General features: G+C 38.2%; 13 protein-coding genes. 5 read left to right on the top strand and 8 right to left on the bottom strand.

The genetic code is table 11. From position 1 onward, the window contains the following. Positions 1–386 precede the first annotated feature (386 nt). From U859_RS0121130 to U859_RS0121140, 3 genes are all read left to right on the top strand, one after another. Positions 387–1,496 (top strand): hypothetical protein, encoded by a 1,110-nt coding sequence (locus tag U859_RS0121130; protein ID WP_025145292.1) that lies wholly within the window; start codon positions 387–389, stop codon positions 1,494–1,496. A gap of 276 nt (positions 1,497–1,772) precedes the next feature. Continuing rightward, positions 1,773–2,294, top strand: coding sequence for a DUF2199 domain-containing protein (locus U859_RS0121135; protein ID WP_025145293.1), 522 nt, complete (start codon positions 1,773–1,775; stop codon positions 2,292–2,294). A gap of 22 nt (positions 2,295–2,316) precedes the next feature. Further along, the gene (locus tag U859_RS0121140; protein WP_025145294.1) at positions 2,317–5,037 is read left to right on the top strand and encodes a DEAD/DEAH box helicase family protein; all 2,721 of its coding nucleotides are present in this window, start codon (positions 2,317–2,319) and stop codon (positions 5,035–5,037) included. Positions 5,038–5,420: 383 nt separating this feature from the next. Here the strand turns inward: U859_RS0121140 and U859_RS0121145 are convergent, their stop codons facing one another. The 4 genes from U859_RS0121145 to U859_RS0121160 all read right to left on the bottom strand — a co-directional run bounded on the left by U859_RS0121145 (position 5,421) and on the right by U859_RS0121160 (position 10,567). Further along, positions 5,421–5,783: a hypothetical protein gene (locus U859_RS0121145; RefSeq protein WP_025145295.1), complete on the bottom strand. Its 363-nt coding sequence runs from the start codon at positions 5,781–5,783 to the stop codon at positions 5,421–5,423. 90 nt (positions 5,784–5,873) lie between these two features. Then, positions 5,874–8,327, bottom strand: coding sequence for an outer membrane beta-barrel family protein (locus tag U859_RS0121150; RefSeq protein ID WP_025145296.1), 2,454 nt, complete (start codon positions 8,325–8,327; stop codon positions 5,874–5,876). Positions 8,328–8,473: 146 nt separating this feature from the next. Further along, positions 8,474–10,216, bottom strand: a complete 1,743-nt coding sequence (locus U859_RS0121155; protein ID WP_025145297.1) for a PspC domain-containing protein — start codon at positions 10,214–10,216, stop codon at positions 8,474–8,476. Between the two features lie 15 nt (positions 10,217–10,231). Beyond that, entirely contained in the window at positions 10,232–10,567 is a 336-nt protein-coding gene (locus U859_RS0121160) for a PadR family transcriptional regulator (RefSeq protein WP_025145298.1), read from the bottom strand. 564 nt (positions 10,568–11,131) lie between these two features. Here U859_RS0121160 and U859_RS32255 point away from each other — a divergent pair. Continuing rightward, on the top strand, positions 11,132–11,296 hold the full coding sequence (locus tag U859_RS32255; RefSeq protein WP_205314423.1) for a hypothetical protein: 165 nt from the start codon (positions 11,132–11,134) through the stop codon (positions 11,294–11,296). Positions 11,297–11,310: 14 nt separating this feature from the next. Here U859_RS32255 and U859_RS0121175 read toward each other — a convergent pair whose 3' ends face one another. The 4 genes from U859_RS0121175 to U859_RS0121190 all read right to left on the bottom strand — a co-directional run bounded on the left by U859_RS0121175 (position 11,311) and on the right by U859_RS0121190 (position 15,362). Further along, a complete protein-coding gene (locus U859_RS0121175) occupies positions 11,311–12,207 on the bottom strand; it encodes an NAD(P)/FAD-dependent oxidoreductase (protein WP_025145299.1) in 897 nt (298 codons plus the stop codon). A 73-nt stretch (positions 12,208–12,280) separates the two neighbouring features. Beyond that, entirely contained in the window at positions 12,281–12,907 is a 627-nt protein-coding gene (locus U859_RS0121180; RefSeq protein ID WP_025145300.1) for a class I SAM-dependent methyltransferase, read from the bottom strand. A gap of 83 nt (positions 12,908–12,990) precedes the next feature. Further along, complete coding sequence (locus U859_RS0121185; protein ID WP_025145301.1) at positions 12,991–13,902, bottom strand: hypothetical protein; 912 nt, start codon at positions 13,900–13,902, stop codon at positions 12,991–12,993. Between the two features lie 122 nt (positions 13,903–14,024). Further along, the gene (locus tag U859_RS0121190) at positions 14,025–15,362 is read right to left on the bottom strand and encodes a DUF3472 domain-containing protein (RefSeq protein ID WP_025145302.1); all 1,338 of its coding nucleotides are present in this window, start codon (positions 15,360–15,362) and stop codon (positions 14,025–14,027) included. Between the two features lie 433 nt (positions 15,363–15,795). Here U859_RS0121190 and U859_RS0121195 point away from each other — a divergent pair, with 433 nt between their 5' ends. Beyond that, the gene (locus U859_RS0121195) at positions 15,796–16,212 is read left to right on the top strand and encodes a VOC family protein (RefSeq protein ID WP_025145303.1); all 417 of its coding nucleotides are present in this window, start codon (positions 15,796–15,798) and stop codon (positions 16,210–16,212) included. Positions 16,213–16,526 lie beyond the last annotated feature (314 nt).

Raw genomic sequence — 16,526 nt, forward strand, 5'->3', positions numbered from 1 at the left:
CAGGGGTTATATCATAATTTAAATCCCTTTAGATGCTGTCATATTGAGCCTGTCGGAACGCATTAAAACTGGTCCTTCGACGGGCTCAGGATGACAAACCGATATTGATACAGCATCTTTTTACAATCTTTATAAATCCCAACTTCGGATAAACAGATTACTTTACACCAAACTCCATCCTACCCTTCGGTTCGCAATGACGATTTGAACTTCAAACGAACAACTAACTTTGGTTCAAACTGTATATATAACCAATCCCTATTGTTCCATTATCAAGCTTTTATCTGGCCAGTGTTCTTTTGTAGCCATACCTTTAAAGTTGAAACGCATTATCACTTGCATGGTTAACAGAATACTTATATCTTTAATTCAATAAACGCTCAACAATGCCTATATACGCTGATAAAATATCCGAAAATAAAAGTCAGTCCACCGCAAATGGCTCTTCCACTCAACAAGGTAAAAACGAAGCAACTTCTTTTATAGATAACAGACCGGAAACCATTGCACAAAGGCAAGTGCAGGATATGGTTAACAGTAGCCAAAAAGTAAAACAGTTGAAAGCCTCAACTCAACGTTTTACAAATGCGCAAATTAGTAATCAAACGCAAACCGTATATGTACAGCCTGCTTCGAACAACATTAATTATAAAACGGTAATACAGCCCCAATGGGCTTATGAAGATAATCAGCATGGCCAGAGTTTAAACCTCACCAAAACTGATGATCCGGATATTTTTATACTCAAAAGTTCAGGTGAATCTTATAAAAAGACTGGCACGGCAACTGATGGCAGACCAATTGTAACAAAACACGTTACATCGGACCACAGTGATTATACACCTGGCACCTTTTCCCCTTATCAGGATTGGACAAAAGGAGCTTCCGGTATTGGTGTTCCTGCTCCCTTTGGAGCTGGTTCGATTAGTGCCTTTCATAACCGTGGGGCACCCAAAACAGGTAGTACCTCTGCCGGTTGGGGCGGAACACAAATGGGTGATACTTATGATGAATTTATCAGGGCGGTAACTTCAGGAACACTCTCTGACCCGCAAATTGCCACCCAACTATTGAAACTTGACGATACGGGCTTTACTGAACTACAAAAAAGAGGCGCATCACAAATGCACATTACCGTTTATCTGGCAGAAGAATGGAGAAAGCAGGGCGCCGGGAAAATATTCAGGGCAACTTTGCGTGCCATTGAGAATGGCGAAATTAAGTTCAACCAATTCACCCAATATTTCAAATTTGTAGCCAGCGCAGCGGAAGGACGAAAACAGGTAGCCAGACACAGAGATGTTCAGGAAGGTACATTTCCGGCCAGTCAGCTTCCTGCCGAAGATCAGGTTATCCATGGGAACATGAGCCCTGCACGAGCTGATGATTGGGATACTGATGATGAAATGGAAGATGAAAAAGCACTAAAAGGTGGCACCAGGGATTACAGATCTACCCAAAAAGGTCAAAAGGGTTATAAAAATCCCTGGGCATAAACATAAAGAAAACCGTGATTTAAATATATCCCATTGGAAGGTAATACCGAACTAATGTTTTTATTATCTTGTACCTATCATAAACAAATATGGAAGCTATTTTCACCATTTTATTTGAACTAATCATCAATCCAATGTTATTGAGGTGGACGTTAAAAAGAGAGAAGCGGAAATTGTATAAAGATCAGGCTACTGTAGTTTGAACTTAATCAGTATGAAAAGGCAAAGCATTAAAACCAGTCATTTAAAAACCAGCCAATTTAAATTAATCAGTTAATGAGTCAGCTCTCCACTTACACATGCCACACCTGTGGTGAAATACATCACGATTGGCCTGCGCTTGCATTCAGTTCCCCCTTACATTATGATAATCTAAATGACCAGGATAAAGAAACCATTGCAACTTTAAGTTCGGATTTTTGTACAATAGAAGATGGGGAAACCGTTGACAGATTTATCCGTTGTACACTATCGCAACTTGTTAACGATCATTGTGAAGACCTGCAGTATGGTTTGTGGGTATCGTTAAGTGAAAAAAGTTTCAAAGATTATAAGGATAATTTTAACAATGAAAACCACGAGGTAACTTATTTCGGTTGGCTGTGCAACAATGTACCAGGCTACCAAAGCACATTGAGTATCCCAACAACAGTTTATACTCAAACAGATAATAACAGGCCTTTAATTGTTCCACACGAGGATTTTGACCATCCATTTGTTAAAGATTACTATGGAGGGATTACTAAACATGAAGCTGAGAAAAGGATCAATGAAATGATCGGTTTAATAAATGACTAAAGAATATTAAAGCTCTTAAACCTTGACCTCCTATCCAGAAGAAATAAAATTTGTATCCAGTTGGCGAAAGTATCAAAAACGGGTGCTCGATCATTTAGACAACTATATTGCTAACCGGCATTTACATATTATTGCACCGCCTGGGTCAGGAAAAACGGTTTTAGGCCTCCAAGTGGCTATCCGTTTAAATAAACCAACCCTAATCCTCGCTCCAACCATTGCCATCCGCAACCAGTGGATACAGCGTTTCTGCGATCTTTTTCTCCAGGCTGAAACAATACCAGACTGGATTTCGAAAGATATTAGAAATCCAAAATTTATGACAGTGGTTACTTTCCAGGGGCTCCACGCAGCCTGTAATAACCTGCGTGTACAAGAGGAGGAAGAAACCGACGAAGAGGAAGATACCGAAGAAACCTTAAAATCATCAAATCCTAATCTGGATAACATTGTAAATGGGTTAAAATTGCAACAGGTTAATACCATTGTGGTGGATGAAGCCCATCACTTAAAAAACGAATGGTGGCAAACCCTAACCAGGGTAAAAGAAAAACTAGACCCCATTACCGTGGGCTTAACGGCAACCCCACCTTATGATGTTACCCCAACCGAATGGTTAAGGTACCTCGAGTTTAACGGCCCTGTTGATGCCGAGATATCCGTGCCCGAGCTGGTAATTGAGGGCGATTTATGTCCGCATCAGGATTATGTGCATTTCACTTTTCCAACAACAGAAGAAAACCAGAACATCCTCAGGTTCAGGGAAAATATCGAACAACTGTTCCACGAAATCAAACAGGATAAAACGATGATCACCGCGATCGAAAACCATCCGATATGGGTAAACCCAACTGAACATCTCGAATGGATTTACACTAACCTGTCCTGCTATTCGGCCTGTTTAATTTTTCTGCATGCCAACGGAAGGGAAATCCACGAACTGCATACTGAGGTGATGGGAGATGAAAAACTGAAAATCCCACCGCTCGATTACCATTGGATGGAAAAGCTTTTAGATTTTTACCTGCATCAGGAAAAAGACCGTTTTAAAGCCTTTGATGAACACCGTAAGCAACTTGAAAATAAATTGAGACGCTGCGGTGCGATGGAAAAAAGACAGATTGATTTTTCGAATAATAAACGCATTACAAGCTTTTTAACTTCCAGTATTAGCAAACTCACGGGCATTTGCAAAATTGTTGATTTTGAGTTTAAACAATTGGGCTATCAGCTCAGGATGGTGATCTTATCTGATTACATCCGCAAAGAATTTTATGTAAATACATCCGAAAATCAGCTTGAGTTAACCAAAATGGGCGTAATCCCCATATTCGAAAAATTACGTAGGGAGAACAACAACAGTAAAAAAATAGGCGTGTTAACTGGTTCGATGGTTATTATACCAAAAACAGCATGTAAAGTATTTGAAGAAAAGGCAGCTAGAAAGGGAATTTCGAAAATCGGCTTACCTCCTCTTCCTTTCGATCATAACTATATCATTATCGACCAAACCGAACAGCTTAAAAATGACCTGATCCACATCGTAACCGAAATTTTCCAGGAAGGAGAAATTGAAGTATTGATCGGAACAAAATCTTTACTGGGCGAAGGGTGGGATGCGCCGGCCATCAATGCATTAATACTGGCCAGTTTTGTGGGTTCTTTTGTTTCTTCCAACCAAATGCGCGGCAGGGCAATTAGAACACAAAATGGAAATGCCAATAAAACCGGAAATATCTGGCATTTGGTAACGATAGACCCGACAACAAAAACCGGAGGGGATGATTTCGATTTATTAAAAAGACGCTTTAAAAGTTTTGTGGGGGTTTCATTTAAAGAAAATCCCGGGATAGAAAACGGCCTGAACCGGTTAAACTTACCCGGGAACATTGCTCAGGAGGTAGAAGCCGGGAAAAAGAATGATGAAATGTTTACATATGCGGCCGACAGGGAAAATTTAAAAAAACGCTGGGAACTGGCACTTGAAGGAGGTGTAAACCTGATCGAAGAAATTAAAATCCCATTTCTGGAAGAAAAAGGATATCAGGAAACTAAAGGCATGTACCTTAGTAAAACTATTGCCAATCTTTCGGCAACTTTAGCTTCGGGCCTGGCCGGATTTGGTCTGCAAAGTTTCGAACTTTTACTCAGGGGCGGTAGAAATGTCCGATCGGCAAACGACCTGTACCTACTGCTTGCTATCATTGGCACGATTGGAGTAATCATATTTGGGCGGCTAACCTACAAAACCCTAAGCCTCTATATTAAGTACCGGGATATATCAAAAGATATCCAGCAAATTGGTGAGGCATTGCTAAATGCGCTGATTAAAGCAGGAGCAATTCATACTGACATTTCGAAAATTTACGTAGAAAGCAATATGGATGAACATGGTGCTGTTTTTTGCCATTTAGAAGGTGGAACCACTTTCGAAAAATCTACTTTTATTAATGCACTGCAAGAAATCATTGCCCCTATCAATAATCCACGGTATGTAATGATCAGGAAAAACAGGTTTATGCTTTTTATTAAACAGAAGGATTACCACGCTGTTCCCGAGCTGATCGGTAGAAATAAAAACCTGGCAGAGCATTTCAAAAAACAATGGGAACGCTGTGTAGGTAACTGCGATTTAATATTTACCCGTACAATTGAAGGCCGAAAACTGATTTTGCAATCAAGAATAAAGTCGCTGGCGGCACAGTTCCAGAACAAGGTTGAGCACGTAAATAAATGGAGATAGCGAATGTTCTTAAATTTCTTACACCGTTAAAATAACAGCGATAATTAACAATAATCAATTTTCAAATGGTAAACGCTAAACTAAACAGATTGCTTCAAGCTCCCCACAACAGCGCTTCGGTTCGCAATGACTATTAATATATTATATTCATCATAACTCTGCGCTGATCATCTTAAATCTGTGGGAGAAAAACATAATAAAGTTGCCCGCTGATCTCACAGATATACGCAGAAAAAAATTGCTTCGTGCCTTTGTGGCAAAAAAACGAGCAAAAGTCCGAAAGTTGGGAGACCGAAGTCCGAAGATAATTTTGCAAAAGAATAACAGCCCAGCTCTGTGCCCTCTGCGCCCTCCCTTTGCGATCTCTGCGGTTAGAAACGCGATTATTCCGATAACTTCTGCTTAATCCCTTCTGTCAGTTTTTTCACTTTCATATAGCCTGCTAAAGAACTGTTCTTTTTATCAAAATTAATCTCCAACCAGCCTTTTTTAGCTTTAAGATTAAACTTATCGCTACCGTTTAAATTTACGAACAGATCTATATTCTGATCCAAAGGCAGTTCATTGTTTAGCGCGCTATCGAGGTATTTCTTCAGTTTAGCTGTTTTACCATCTGCATATTTAGCCTCAAATTTAAACGAGTTATTCGTATCTTGTGTATTAATGGATAAATAACCTCCGCCACCATGGCATCCGCAGCTTAAAGCGGTAAATAAAATTGCGATACTGTAAAAAATATTTTTCATGTTAATTGGTTTAAAAAAGGTTAATTGTTTAAATCGGTTAATCGAAAAGCGAGCCGGCTCAGGACTTTGGACTAAAGACTCTAAACTCACCTAGCCCCCCGCTCTGTTTTTAATATCATCGGCAGCTGTTTTCCGGTTTTGGTTTGATTTTAAATTTTGGTTACCAAAGCTATAACTTACACTAAAGGAGGCCCTTCTGCTAATGTAATTGTTCTGAACCCTTAAATTCACATTTTGATAATCGAGCGTTCCTTTCCAATAGTTGGTTTGGAAAATATCGTCGACGTTTAACCTGAGTTTTAAAGTTTTATTTAAGAAACTTTTCTGTACCCCCATGTTCAGCGCATTTTGGTAAATAATGGTCCGTTCCAAACCACGTACGCGTGGCGAGTTTAACCAGAAATTGGTTTCGAATGTCCAGTTATCAGGTAAGGTAATGGAGCTGCTGATGTTAAAATTGTACGATAATTTACTCAACATAAAAGGTGCTCCTTCTAAGTTATCATCATTAAATTTGTTGTAAAACAAACTAAAATTGTTCTGCAGGTTCCACCATTTGGTAATGGCCAAAGGAAAATATAATCCTGCTGTATAATATTGCCCGCTGCCTATATTACCTTGTCCAACCGTAACAATCCTGGTGCTGTCGTTTTGTGCCGTTTTACTATCTAAAATTAAATCTTTTGTTTTAGAATAACTCAATGAGAAAGACAGGCCACTTTTATAGCTGTAACTTACTTCGAAATTATTGGTAAACTGAGGCTTTAAATATGGATTGCCTTGCTGTATGGTATAAGGATCCATATAAAAATTAAAAGGATTTAACTGCTGGTAATTGGGGCGATCTATGCGTCTGCCATATGAATAACGTAAATTACTACTCTCCGAAATTTTCTGACTTACAAAAACGGTTGGGAATAACGACAGATAATGCTGCTTTGCTTCGGTATTATTGGTTACCGATGTCCCGGTTGATTGTGTATACTCTGCCCTTAAACCTGCCTGAATTTGCCACTTGCCCAAATCTTTAGATACATTTGCATAAGCTGCATTCACATTTTCCTTATAAATAAAGTTATTGCTTTGTCCCACAATATTCTGCCATTCGTTATTGATCAATGCCGATGAAAGAAAATCGTTATTGGTTTTTACATACGTACTTTTCAGGCCTGTTTCCAGCTTCGTTGTTTTTGATATTGGCCAGGTAAAATCGGTTTTGGCCGCATAAATATCAATGGCTGTTTTACTATTGTTTCTAATGGTCGTATTGTTGTAAACAATACCTTTATCATCATAAAAATCGGTATTAAAATTTTCCACTCCCGAGTAATCAAAGCCAGAATAATCGGCATCAAAATTTAAACTGGCACCTTCCTTTTTAAAATCATGCTTGATGTTAAAGTTTGCACTATAATTTTTGTTTGGCGTATTGGCATCACCATTCAGGATTAATGAATTGTTATTAACCACACCTGCTTTAGTTTCGTTTATAAATGTTTGAGAGAAATTATCCAGTTTACGCGTACTGGTGCTGCCATCCAGCATAAGCCCTATCGTCGTTTTTTCACTGGCATAATAATCTGCACCGACTTTTGCAGCCAAGCGCGATCCGGTATATATTTTTTGAAAATTTTGATTAAATACGCTCTGCAAACCATTAGAGTTGGTGCTTCTCTCTAGAAATAAATTCGAAAAATTATTGTTTTTAGAGGCATTTGCATTGGTGTAAAAATTCCATTTTTCTACACGGTGGTTTAAATTAAAGTTTACCTCCGACCCGTAGATATTGGTAGGCAAATTAGCCCTTATTGCATTGCGATAGGTTGATGAAATACTTCCGTTTGTACCAAACGCCTTATTCTTTTTTAGTTTAATGTTGATAATGCCCGAATTACCCGCCGCATCATATTTAGCTGATGGATTGGTAATAATTTCTATAGTGGCAATCTGGCTGCTGCTTAAGCTATTTAAATAGATGGTTAAATCTGATGCCGATAAAAAGTTGTTTTTTCCATCAATCATCACCATTACACCCGATTTATTATTCAATAAAATCTGTTCGTTCTGCCTGTCTAACTGCACACCTGGCGCTTTCTCTAAAATTTCGAGTGCAGTACTACCTGTCGAAACGATACTATTTTCTACATTCAGCACAGTTTTATCGATCTGGTGTTCAACAAAAGGTTTTCTGCCCTGAACGCTCACTTCTTTCAGCTGTTTAGTTAAACTCTCGATGCTGATTGCAGGTAGTCTTAGATCTCCGTTAAGCGAAAAACGATCCGTCTTTTTACTTTTAAAACCAACGATCGAGATGGATAGCTGATATTCACCACTTTTTAACTGGTCGATTGTAAATTCGCCGTCTATATTGGTTGATACACTTTTGACGATAGTTGTATCAGGATAATTCAGCACCCTAACAATGGCAAACGATACCGGAACCGTCTTATCATCAACGATTTTACCCGTGAGTTTATTTAATTTTTGGGCAAAAGATGTCCCACACACCATAAGGCATGCAATTAGCGTAAATAATGTTTTCATGGTTTCTTTTTTAGGCGTTATATTTTTTTTTACCGAGATAAATCAGTGATTGGCAGCTTCTTCACAGCAAAGTGATCGTCTTTCCCGCGCAGGCGGAAATCTTAATGCCAATTTGTATGGGAATGATTAGGTTTCACCGGCCAGGACTATTGTTCAGGTTCAATCCCCAACTCTTCTTTAACTTCCTTAATCCTGTTTGAAACAGAATCCTGATAAATGGTATCCGTAGGTTTGCTCTTTTTCAACAGTTCCAAATCGAATAATTCTCCTTTTAGCTTTTGTTTTTTTAAGGCCTCTTCTTTTAGTTGCGCAACACACTTCAAGCCATCTTCGGTCATAATCCAAACAGTATAATCATTGTGGTCGTTTTCGCTGTTTTTACAGTCCCAGGTCCAGTAATTATTAATGTAACGGTAAGCATCTTCCTTTAAAATTAACTTTGTACCCACCGGAACTTCAAGGGTTAACCTTACCTCCTGGTTACGCCAGATGGTTCCTTTTCTCAATTGAAACCGAGGACTAAAGATCAACTCCGAATCTTTCACGGCATAACTGTAGCTGATGTTCTGCGCATTCTGCAATGCACTTTGAAAGGTTTTACCCTGCGATTCGTACTTCTGTGTTAAACGCGTAACGTTGGTTTCGCTCTTGATGATATCGATACGGATATGGTTAGGCGAAACAAACGGTCCATCTTCAAAATCGTCAACCACAATCTGGTGGCGGTTATTTGCATCGATGTGGTAAGCCACACTATCCTCTTTACTGAAATATTTACTTTTATCGATATTAATAGTATACGAAGAGAAAGATTTTAAATCGACAGTTTGCGTTAACTCTGCGTGCTGTTTAAACTCCGAAGATATTTTAGCGGCCTGATAACCCGTTACAGCTACACCAGCCAACCAGATAATCAGCAAAGCAAAAGAAAGTGTTTTATTTATGGCCTGTTTGTTAAACGCCACCCTGATGGAGAATAATACCAAAGCTAAAACCGGTACAAAGCATACAATAAATGCACCAAATAAAATGATTCCTCTATTGCCTTCGTTAATAATAGAGAAGGGGAAATATTCGTAAATACTCGCATCCCAAAATCCCTGGAAAGCTGCCACACTAATAATTAAAGCCAGTAAAAATAATACCCCAAATACTACGATAAAACCTGCAATCACTTTAAAGATCACTTTTCCTGTGCCCGAAATAAAGCGGCCAAGCCATTCGAAAAACTCACCGATAAAAATGCCTATCCGTCCGAATATAGGTTGTGCGTGTTTATTTACTTCACTTAAGCGTTCCTTAACAGCTTGTAACTCTTCGTCGAGGTTCTTTTGAAAACCCTGAAGATTTGCGGGCTCGCCCTTCATCTCCATTTTCTCTACCCGCGATTTCGCTTTCGGCATGATAATCCAAAGGAGTACGTACACCAATACGCCAAATCCACCAACAAAGCTGATCAGCAATGTAGCCAACCTGATCCATTTAGGGTCTGCGTTTACATAATGGGCAATACCTGCACAAACACCTGCTACTACACGGTCGTCCATGTCGCGGTACAGTTTTTTCTCGGTATACTGATACTGATAAGCATTATTGATTACAGGCTCTTCTTCGCCTTCCTCCGTTGTATCAAAATCCTGTACCCTACCCATCTGCGCAATAACCGAATTTACGTTGGCCGAATCTACAACCTGTTTTTTCTGCTCCTCCAATTGCTCAGTCAACAGTTCTGCAATCCGGTTTTCAATGTCCGTTACAATTTCAAGGTCATCTGCATGATTGGCAAAATATTGTTTTACTTCGTTCAGGTAGGCCTTTAAGAGTTCGTAAGCACTTTCTTCAATATGAATAATCGTATTTCCTATATTTATGATGATGGTCTTTTCCATTTCCTTTTTTACTAATTATGAATTGGCTCCTTTTTGTGAAATACCTACAGCATAAGCCAGCTCCTGCCAGGTTTGATCTAATTGTGATAAAATGCCCCGACCATCTTCGGTTAGGGTATAATATTTACGCGGTGGGCCTGAGGTAGATTCTACCCAGTTGTAGCTTAACAAACCGTTGTTTTTAAGCCTGGTTAATAATGGATATAACGTGCCCTCAACCACCAACAGTTTTGCCGACCTTAATTCAGCAATAATATCCGAAGCGTAAATTTCGCCCCGAGAGATGATCGATAAAACACAGTATTCCAGAATTCCCTTCCGCATTTGCGTTTGCGTATTTTCTGCTATCATATAACAAAGATATATGTTTTATATACTACCATGCAATACATAGTACTAAAATAAATTAAAGTAAATTCATAAAACACTGATTATCAATTGTATAATTTTAAATAAAATTTTGTGCTTTGGAAATAATTCAGTAAAAGATGAAATTTTTTACTGTTTTTTGGAAAAGCAAGGATCTGTAATCCTTCGGTTTCGGCAGTCCTGCTATTTCCCATAGCCCCGATTAGAAAAGTCTTAAATACAATTTTTTTTATAAAATCGGGGGCTATTTGGCGCGATCAGGTTTAGGTGAAGAGAAACAGTTGTTCTTCACTAAATTTACGAAGTTAGCCTTACACTTGTGCCCTTTCTGAAACTCCTAAGTTAGTCAACTATACACATAAAGTGCTCGTGCTGTATTGAATTTCAAACAGCCTGATCAGCCTGTTTAAATACCTACAGTATTTTACAACCGTATAAATATCAATTAATTAATAAAAAATATAAGTTATTAACAATTTCACATTTTTCTGAATTTTTGGCTTGGGATTTGCCTTAAGAAAATCGACCCTATTAAAACATTATCCCATGATTATTAAATTAGACACATCAGTTTTCAGGCTTTCCAGGCATAAAGCAGAAACCGTAAAAAAAGTTGCAACACCACTTACAAGAGATCAATGGATCACTGCCGATAGAATTGTTATGGCGGCCATGTTTATTGCTACTATTGCTGGTGCCATCTTATTTTAATTTCCGATGATTGATCAAAAATCTTCAGAAATTAACTCCTTATTGATCATCACTGCAGCCATGGTTCCAGCGGCTGTAACGATAGATAACGACCTGAACAAGGTTGCACAATCTCCTGCGGCATAAACGCCATTGGCAGTGGTTTGCTGCTGCTCATTTACTTTTATCGTTTTCATATCTGTTAATTCGAAACTGAGTTGCTCATTAAAATTTAAGTGCTGCTCTATCTCTGGTTTAACATAAATTGCTTTAAAGGCTATCTTTTTTCCATTTTTAAAAACAATGTTTTCGAGCTGACCATCCTGGTGTTCCAGTTCAATAATCTCCTCTTCTAAAACAGTAATCGATTTAGATTTTAGTTTTTCAGTCTGCTCTATAGTAAATTCTGATTTCCCATTGGTTAAAATGGTTAAATCTTTATTCCACAAGTGTAGGTTTTTAGCCATCTCAAAGGCATGATCGCCATTCATTAATAAACCTATTTTTTCATTTTTCACTTCATAACCATGGCAATAAGGGCAGTGTACCGCAGTAATGGCCCAACATGCTGCCAAGCCTTTAATATCGGGCAGTACATCTCTCAAACCAGTTGCTATTAACAATTTGCGGGAAGTAAAATGCTGTCCACCTTCCAAACCAACACTAAAGCCACCTTCTACCTGTTTAGCCGAATTGGCTTTCCCATCCAAGAACTTTACTGTTGGATATTCTAACACTTCGGCTTTTGCAGCTGCTGAAATTTCAGCAGGCCGATCGCCATCGTGTGTTAAAAAATTATGCGAATGAGGGGTTTGCCTGTTACAGGGTTTCCCTGAATCGATTACCAAAACTTTTCTGGTTGAACGGCCCAAAGTTAATGCGGCAGATAAACCAGCATAGCTACCTCCAATTATAATTACATCAAAATCCATATCCTTATCTTTTAATACAAAGATCTGAATTCAAATTTCAAATGCAACACAGATGCATTAATTAAATGTCATTTTATTTTTTGAAAATAACCGCCTTAATGAAGCCTCCATAATATAAGCGCAGTTCTAAGACCTTATAACCTGCATTTAAAAAGTAAGGATTCATGTCGATAAGCTCGTTTGCTTCTACAATCCCAAGTAATTTAAAAAAGCTGTACATTGATTTTAGCAGCAGCCATTTCCACCAATTCCCGTTCGTTTTATTGAGCGAAAAATCGACTAAAAACCATAGTCCATCTTTCTTCAAATATGCATTTAACTGTCCGAACACTTTTTCCGCACGTTGCTCAGCGAAATTATCGAAAAGAAACGGTGTTAAAATTACATCAAATGCAATCTCTGTTTTGAAATCCTCAATACCAAGATTTACAAATTCGACCTGATTATTTTGGTAGTTCCGTTTTTGAGAAAGTGCAATCATTTTAGCGGATATTTCTACGTACACAATCCTTAAACCGCTCGGATATATTTTGGCAATTTCTTCCAAAATCCACCCTGTTCCACCGCCTGCAATTAAAACTGAGCTATCTTTTGGAAGATACTGAAGTTGATTAACCTGCGCATTAACCTGCGATTTAAAAAACACCAAACGGCTTAAGGTATCGTAATGATTGGCTATTTTATCGTAGTTGTTATTCATAGTATCAGGTATTGAGTACAAGTATTCAGAATCAAGTATCAAAACAGACCACTCAAATGTAATATACGCTTTGGTCTTTCAGCTTAATGTACAAACTGCATTCCTATTATCCCACATATTGCCTTGAATAAAATCAGACCATCAATTACCATCAAATAATAGAGGATATTTTTTCTCTTATGCATAGAATAGGCAATGTAAATCGTTAAAATAAAAGGCAAAACGTTGAATAAAACCTGGGGTAGCCCAAAGCCTTTGTAACTGGCAAATATGCCTAAAGAGATTAAACCAATAATTAACAGTGGAATTAAAATACTAAAAATGGTTCTTCGCAAGCCATAACGTACCACAAAAGTCCTTAAATGTTTGTTGGCATCGGTTGGGTAATCTTTAATATCGAAAATAATTGCATTTACGGTGCAGAACATCCAGTTTTTAATAAACAACCAGGTCCACAATACCGAATCGTGGTACCCCACGCCTGTTTCGATTTTAAGCATAATCAGTGGCAGCACATTGGCGCAACAGGCCCAAACAAAACCGATAACGAAAGCTTTTAACCAACCCGTATTGCGGAGATTAAATTGCAGAAAAGATTTTGGCAATAAACCATAATACAAGCCGCCTGCAACAACAATAATTACTATAGCTACCCAATAACTAAAGGGAAGCGCTAAAATATGCTGAAAGTTTTGGTAAAGCAGATTAATGGCCAGCAGCATGCAACTGATAAAAAGTACAGCCTGACTCCGGTTAATAAAAATTTTATGTTTAAAATACCATTGATTACGAGGATTGGTAGTAGATGGTGCAGTAGAAACTTTATTATAGGCGTAAGTATAATAAATGGTCGGTGCCAGAAACAACAGCAGGTAATAATTTAAGGAATTAAAAGGCAGTCTCAGTTGAAAAGTGGCTTCGAGGGTGAGAGCGACCGCCAAAATTCCTACAAAGTAGTTTCCAAAGAAAATAAACCTGATTACTTTACTGAGCATTTACCGCTGTTTTTCAGCAGGCAATTTCGGATATATAATTGAATAAGGTAAATAATTATGCAGATTAAAATAATTGCAAAGCAGTATACATCATCCTGCTTTGCAATTAAAATTTATTGGAACTAAGGAAGCGTAGTTAAATTAACCGTTGGTGCGGTACCAGTAGCTGTTCTGGTAAACGACTGGTTTGCGGTAACATAGTTGGCAAAAAAACCACCGTTCTGCAGATAAAATTTACCGCCCGAAACGCCACCTGCAAAATCCATTCTTTGCTGGTTACTACCTGTGGCATCTACAGTAAAATTGGCCGAAGTAATTTCGGTCCATGTGCCCGCCGCATTACGTACCCATTGATTATTGTATTCGGCCTTTCTGCCCAAATAACCATTTTTATCATTAAAGTTTTCTAAGAAAGAGTATAACCCGGTTAAATAGCTATTGGTATTTGGCTTTTTCCACGAAGCCATAAATGTCCAGGTTGCTAATTCTGGTGCATAAAACCATGATGAATAAACGGTATTGCCTGCTCCATCTGGCTTTCCCTGCGTTAAAAACTTATAGGTATTCCCGGCAACCCAATTGTAAATGAGGTAAGATTGTCCACCTTCACCTTCGCCAGTAAAATTAGTCGCAACAACATTTGTCCCCTTTCTCGTCCAGGTTGTGGTTCCACCTGTTGGGTTCCAAACCGAGAAGAGTATTCTGCGCTCTGTAGCCGAATTCACCTGTATCCCGAAATAGCCCCCATCAAAACCATTTGCCATGTAATAACTCCCGATCTTATCTTCTCCTGTTGGAACAGTAACTTCGTTATAAAACCATTCTGTATTTGCAGGTGCCGAAAAGCCTAAATGAACTGAAGGTCCCCGCCTCGACCAGTAATAATTGGCAGGATCATTGGCATAATATACATTTGATGCTACTGCAGGCCCGCTAATCACAAGATCAGAAACATCTGCGAAGTAAGATCCTGTTTTGCTTACTCCCTGAAACTGAACCGTTACATAACCAGGTGTGCCGATGTTTACTGTACCTACCGTATAAGTGGTATTTGCCGTACCTGTTGCTGTAACGTTAAATGGAGTACCGTTTATGGTAATTTTTAAAACACTTGTACCACTGGGCACCGATGCTTTTACAGCCACAGTTAGTGATCCTGTATTTCCGATCCTGAAATAAGAACTGAAAATACTATTGGCATTGGTCCAGTTTGCCAACTTTGTCGAAGTCACCGTTTCTGCCCCGCCTGATGCTAAAGTAGTTACAAAAGCATTTCCTCCCATCGAAACGGTTAACGATGTACCGCCAAGCGCCTGGGCATTTGCAAGCCCCAGTTTCTTACTCTGATCTGTAGATGCACCATCTGCACCCGTCAAATTTTCTTGTTTTTTACAGGAACTGGTAAATAATACGAAACCCAGTATAGCCAGGCCCGAAATTGATTTGATAGACTTTTTCATTGATTTGGTTTGAGATTTATGGTTAGTAATGATGTATCAAACAGAGACTTACAACAGGAACTCGCTTTCTCTAATTTAATATCGCAATGAATCATTCCTATCATATTTCTTGATAAAAAACCACGCAAACGTTTGTTTTAAAACAACTTAGGATTAACAAAAATTAGCTAAACAATCTTGATACATCAGTATTAATACTACAAATTAATTGTAATTTGAATAAAATTATTTTTAAGGCAGATTAGTTTGATTTAACCATGTTTATTCCTGAAAAAAATTGGAGATTAGGTTTTGTTTAGGGCAACAATCAATCGTTTGTGTGAAGAAAAAGATAATCAGGAGAAATGATTTTCTGCTATCTTGTAACGATCAAGAAAATTAAATATAAATACTGATCGCAATAGGTCTTAAATTATAACTCAAAAAAAACGATATGGAAGATTCAAAAAACTCAACTTCAGCTATTGATACCACACCGAAGGTGACAGGGATAGGCGGTATTTTCTTTTTCTCAGATAATCCGAAGGAAACAAAAGACTGGTATGCTAAGAATTTAGGGGTTGAAGTTAATGCATGGGGTTCAGTAAGTTTTGATTCCAGAAACCTTAACAATCCCGACGAGGTAGATTCCCTTCAATGGAGTCCATTTAAAAAAGGGGATGAATACTTTTCGCCTTCAAAAAAGGAGTTTATGATCAATTACCGCGTTCAAAACCTTGAAGCGCTACTGGAAAAACTCAAAGAAAATGGCGTAACCATACTCGATGAAATTGCCACTTATGATTTTGGAAAATTTATCCATATTATGGATGCAGAAGGCAATAAGATTGAGTTATGGGAGCCTAAATAAGTATTTTCGGAGTATTTAACCAAGAGTTGTCATTCTGATTGAATAGTTATCTGATCAGAATAACAGGATTTAATAGAAAGATCGTCCTTTAGATTTGTTTTGATCTTTTATTTAAGGAGTACAAATATTTATTTTGCTTAAATTATTAATCAGATTACCTAAAGCGGTAGCGGCACATTAAAATTTCGTCAAGGTTTTTATGCCTAAGAGATGATGCAATCCGCTACCGTTTTTTCCCTTAGTGACCAGATAACAATTAGGGTATTCCCCATTATTAAGGACTAGGATCGATGGGGTAAAATTTAGGTAACTAT

This window comes from Pedobacter jeongneungensis, assembly GCF_000633455.1.
Taxonomy (GTDB): Bacteria; Bacteroidota; Bacteroidia; order Sphingobacteriales; family Sphingobacteriaceae; genus Pedobacter; species Pedobacter jeongneungensis_A.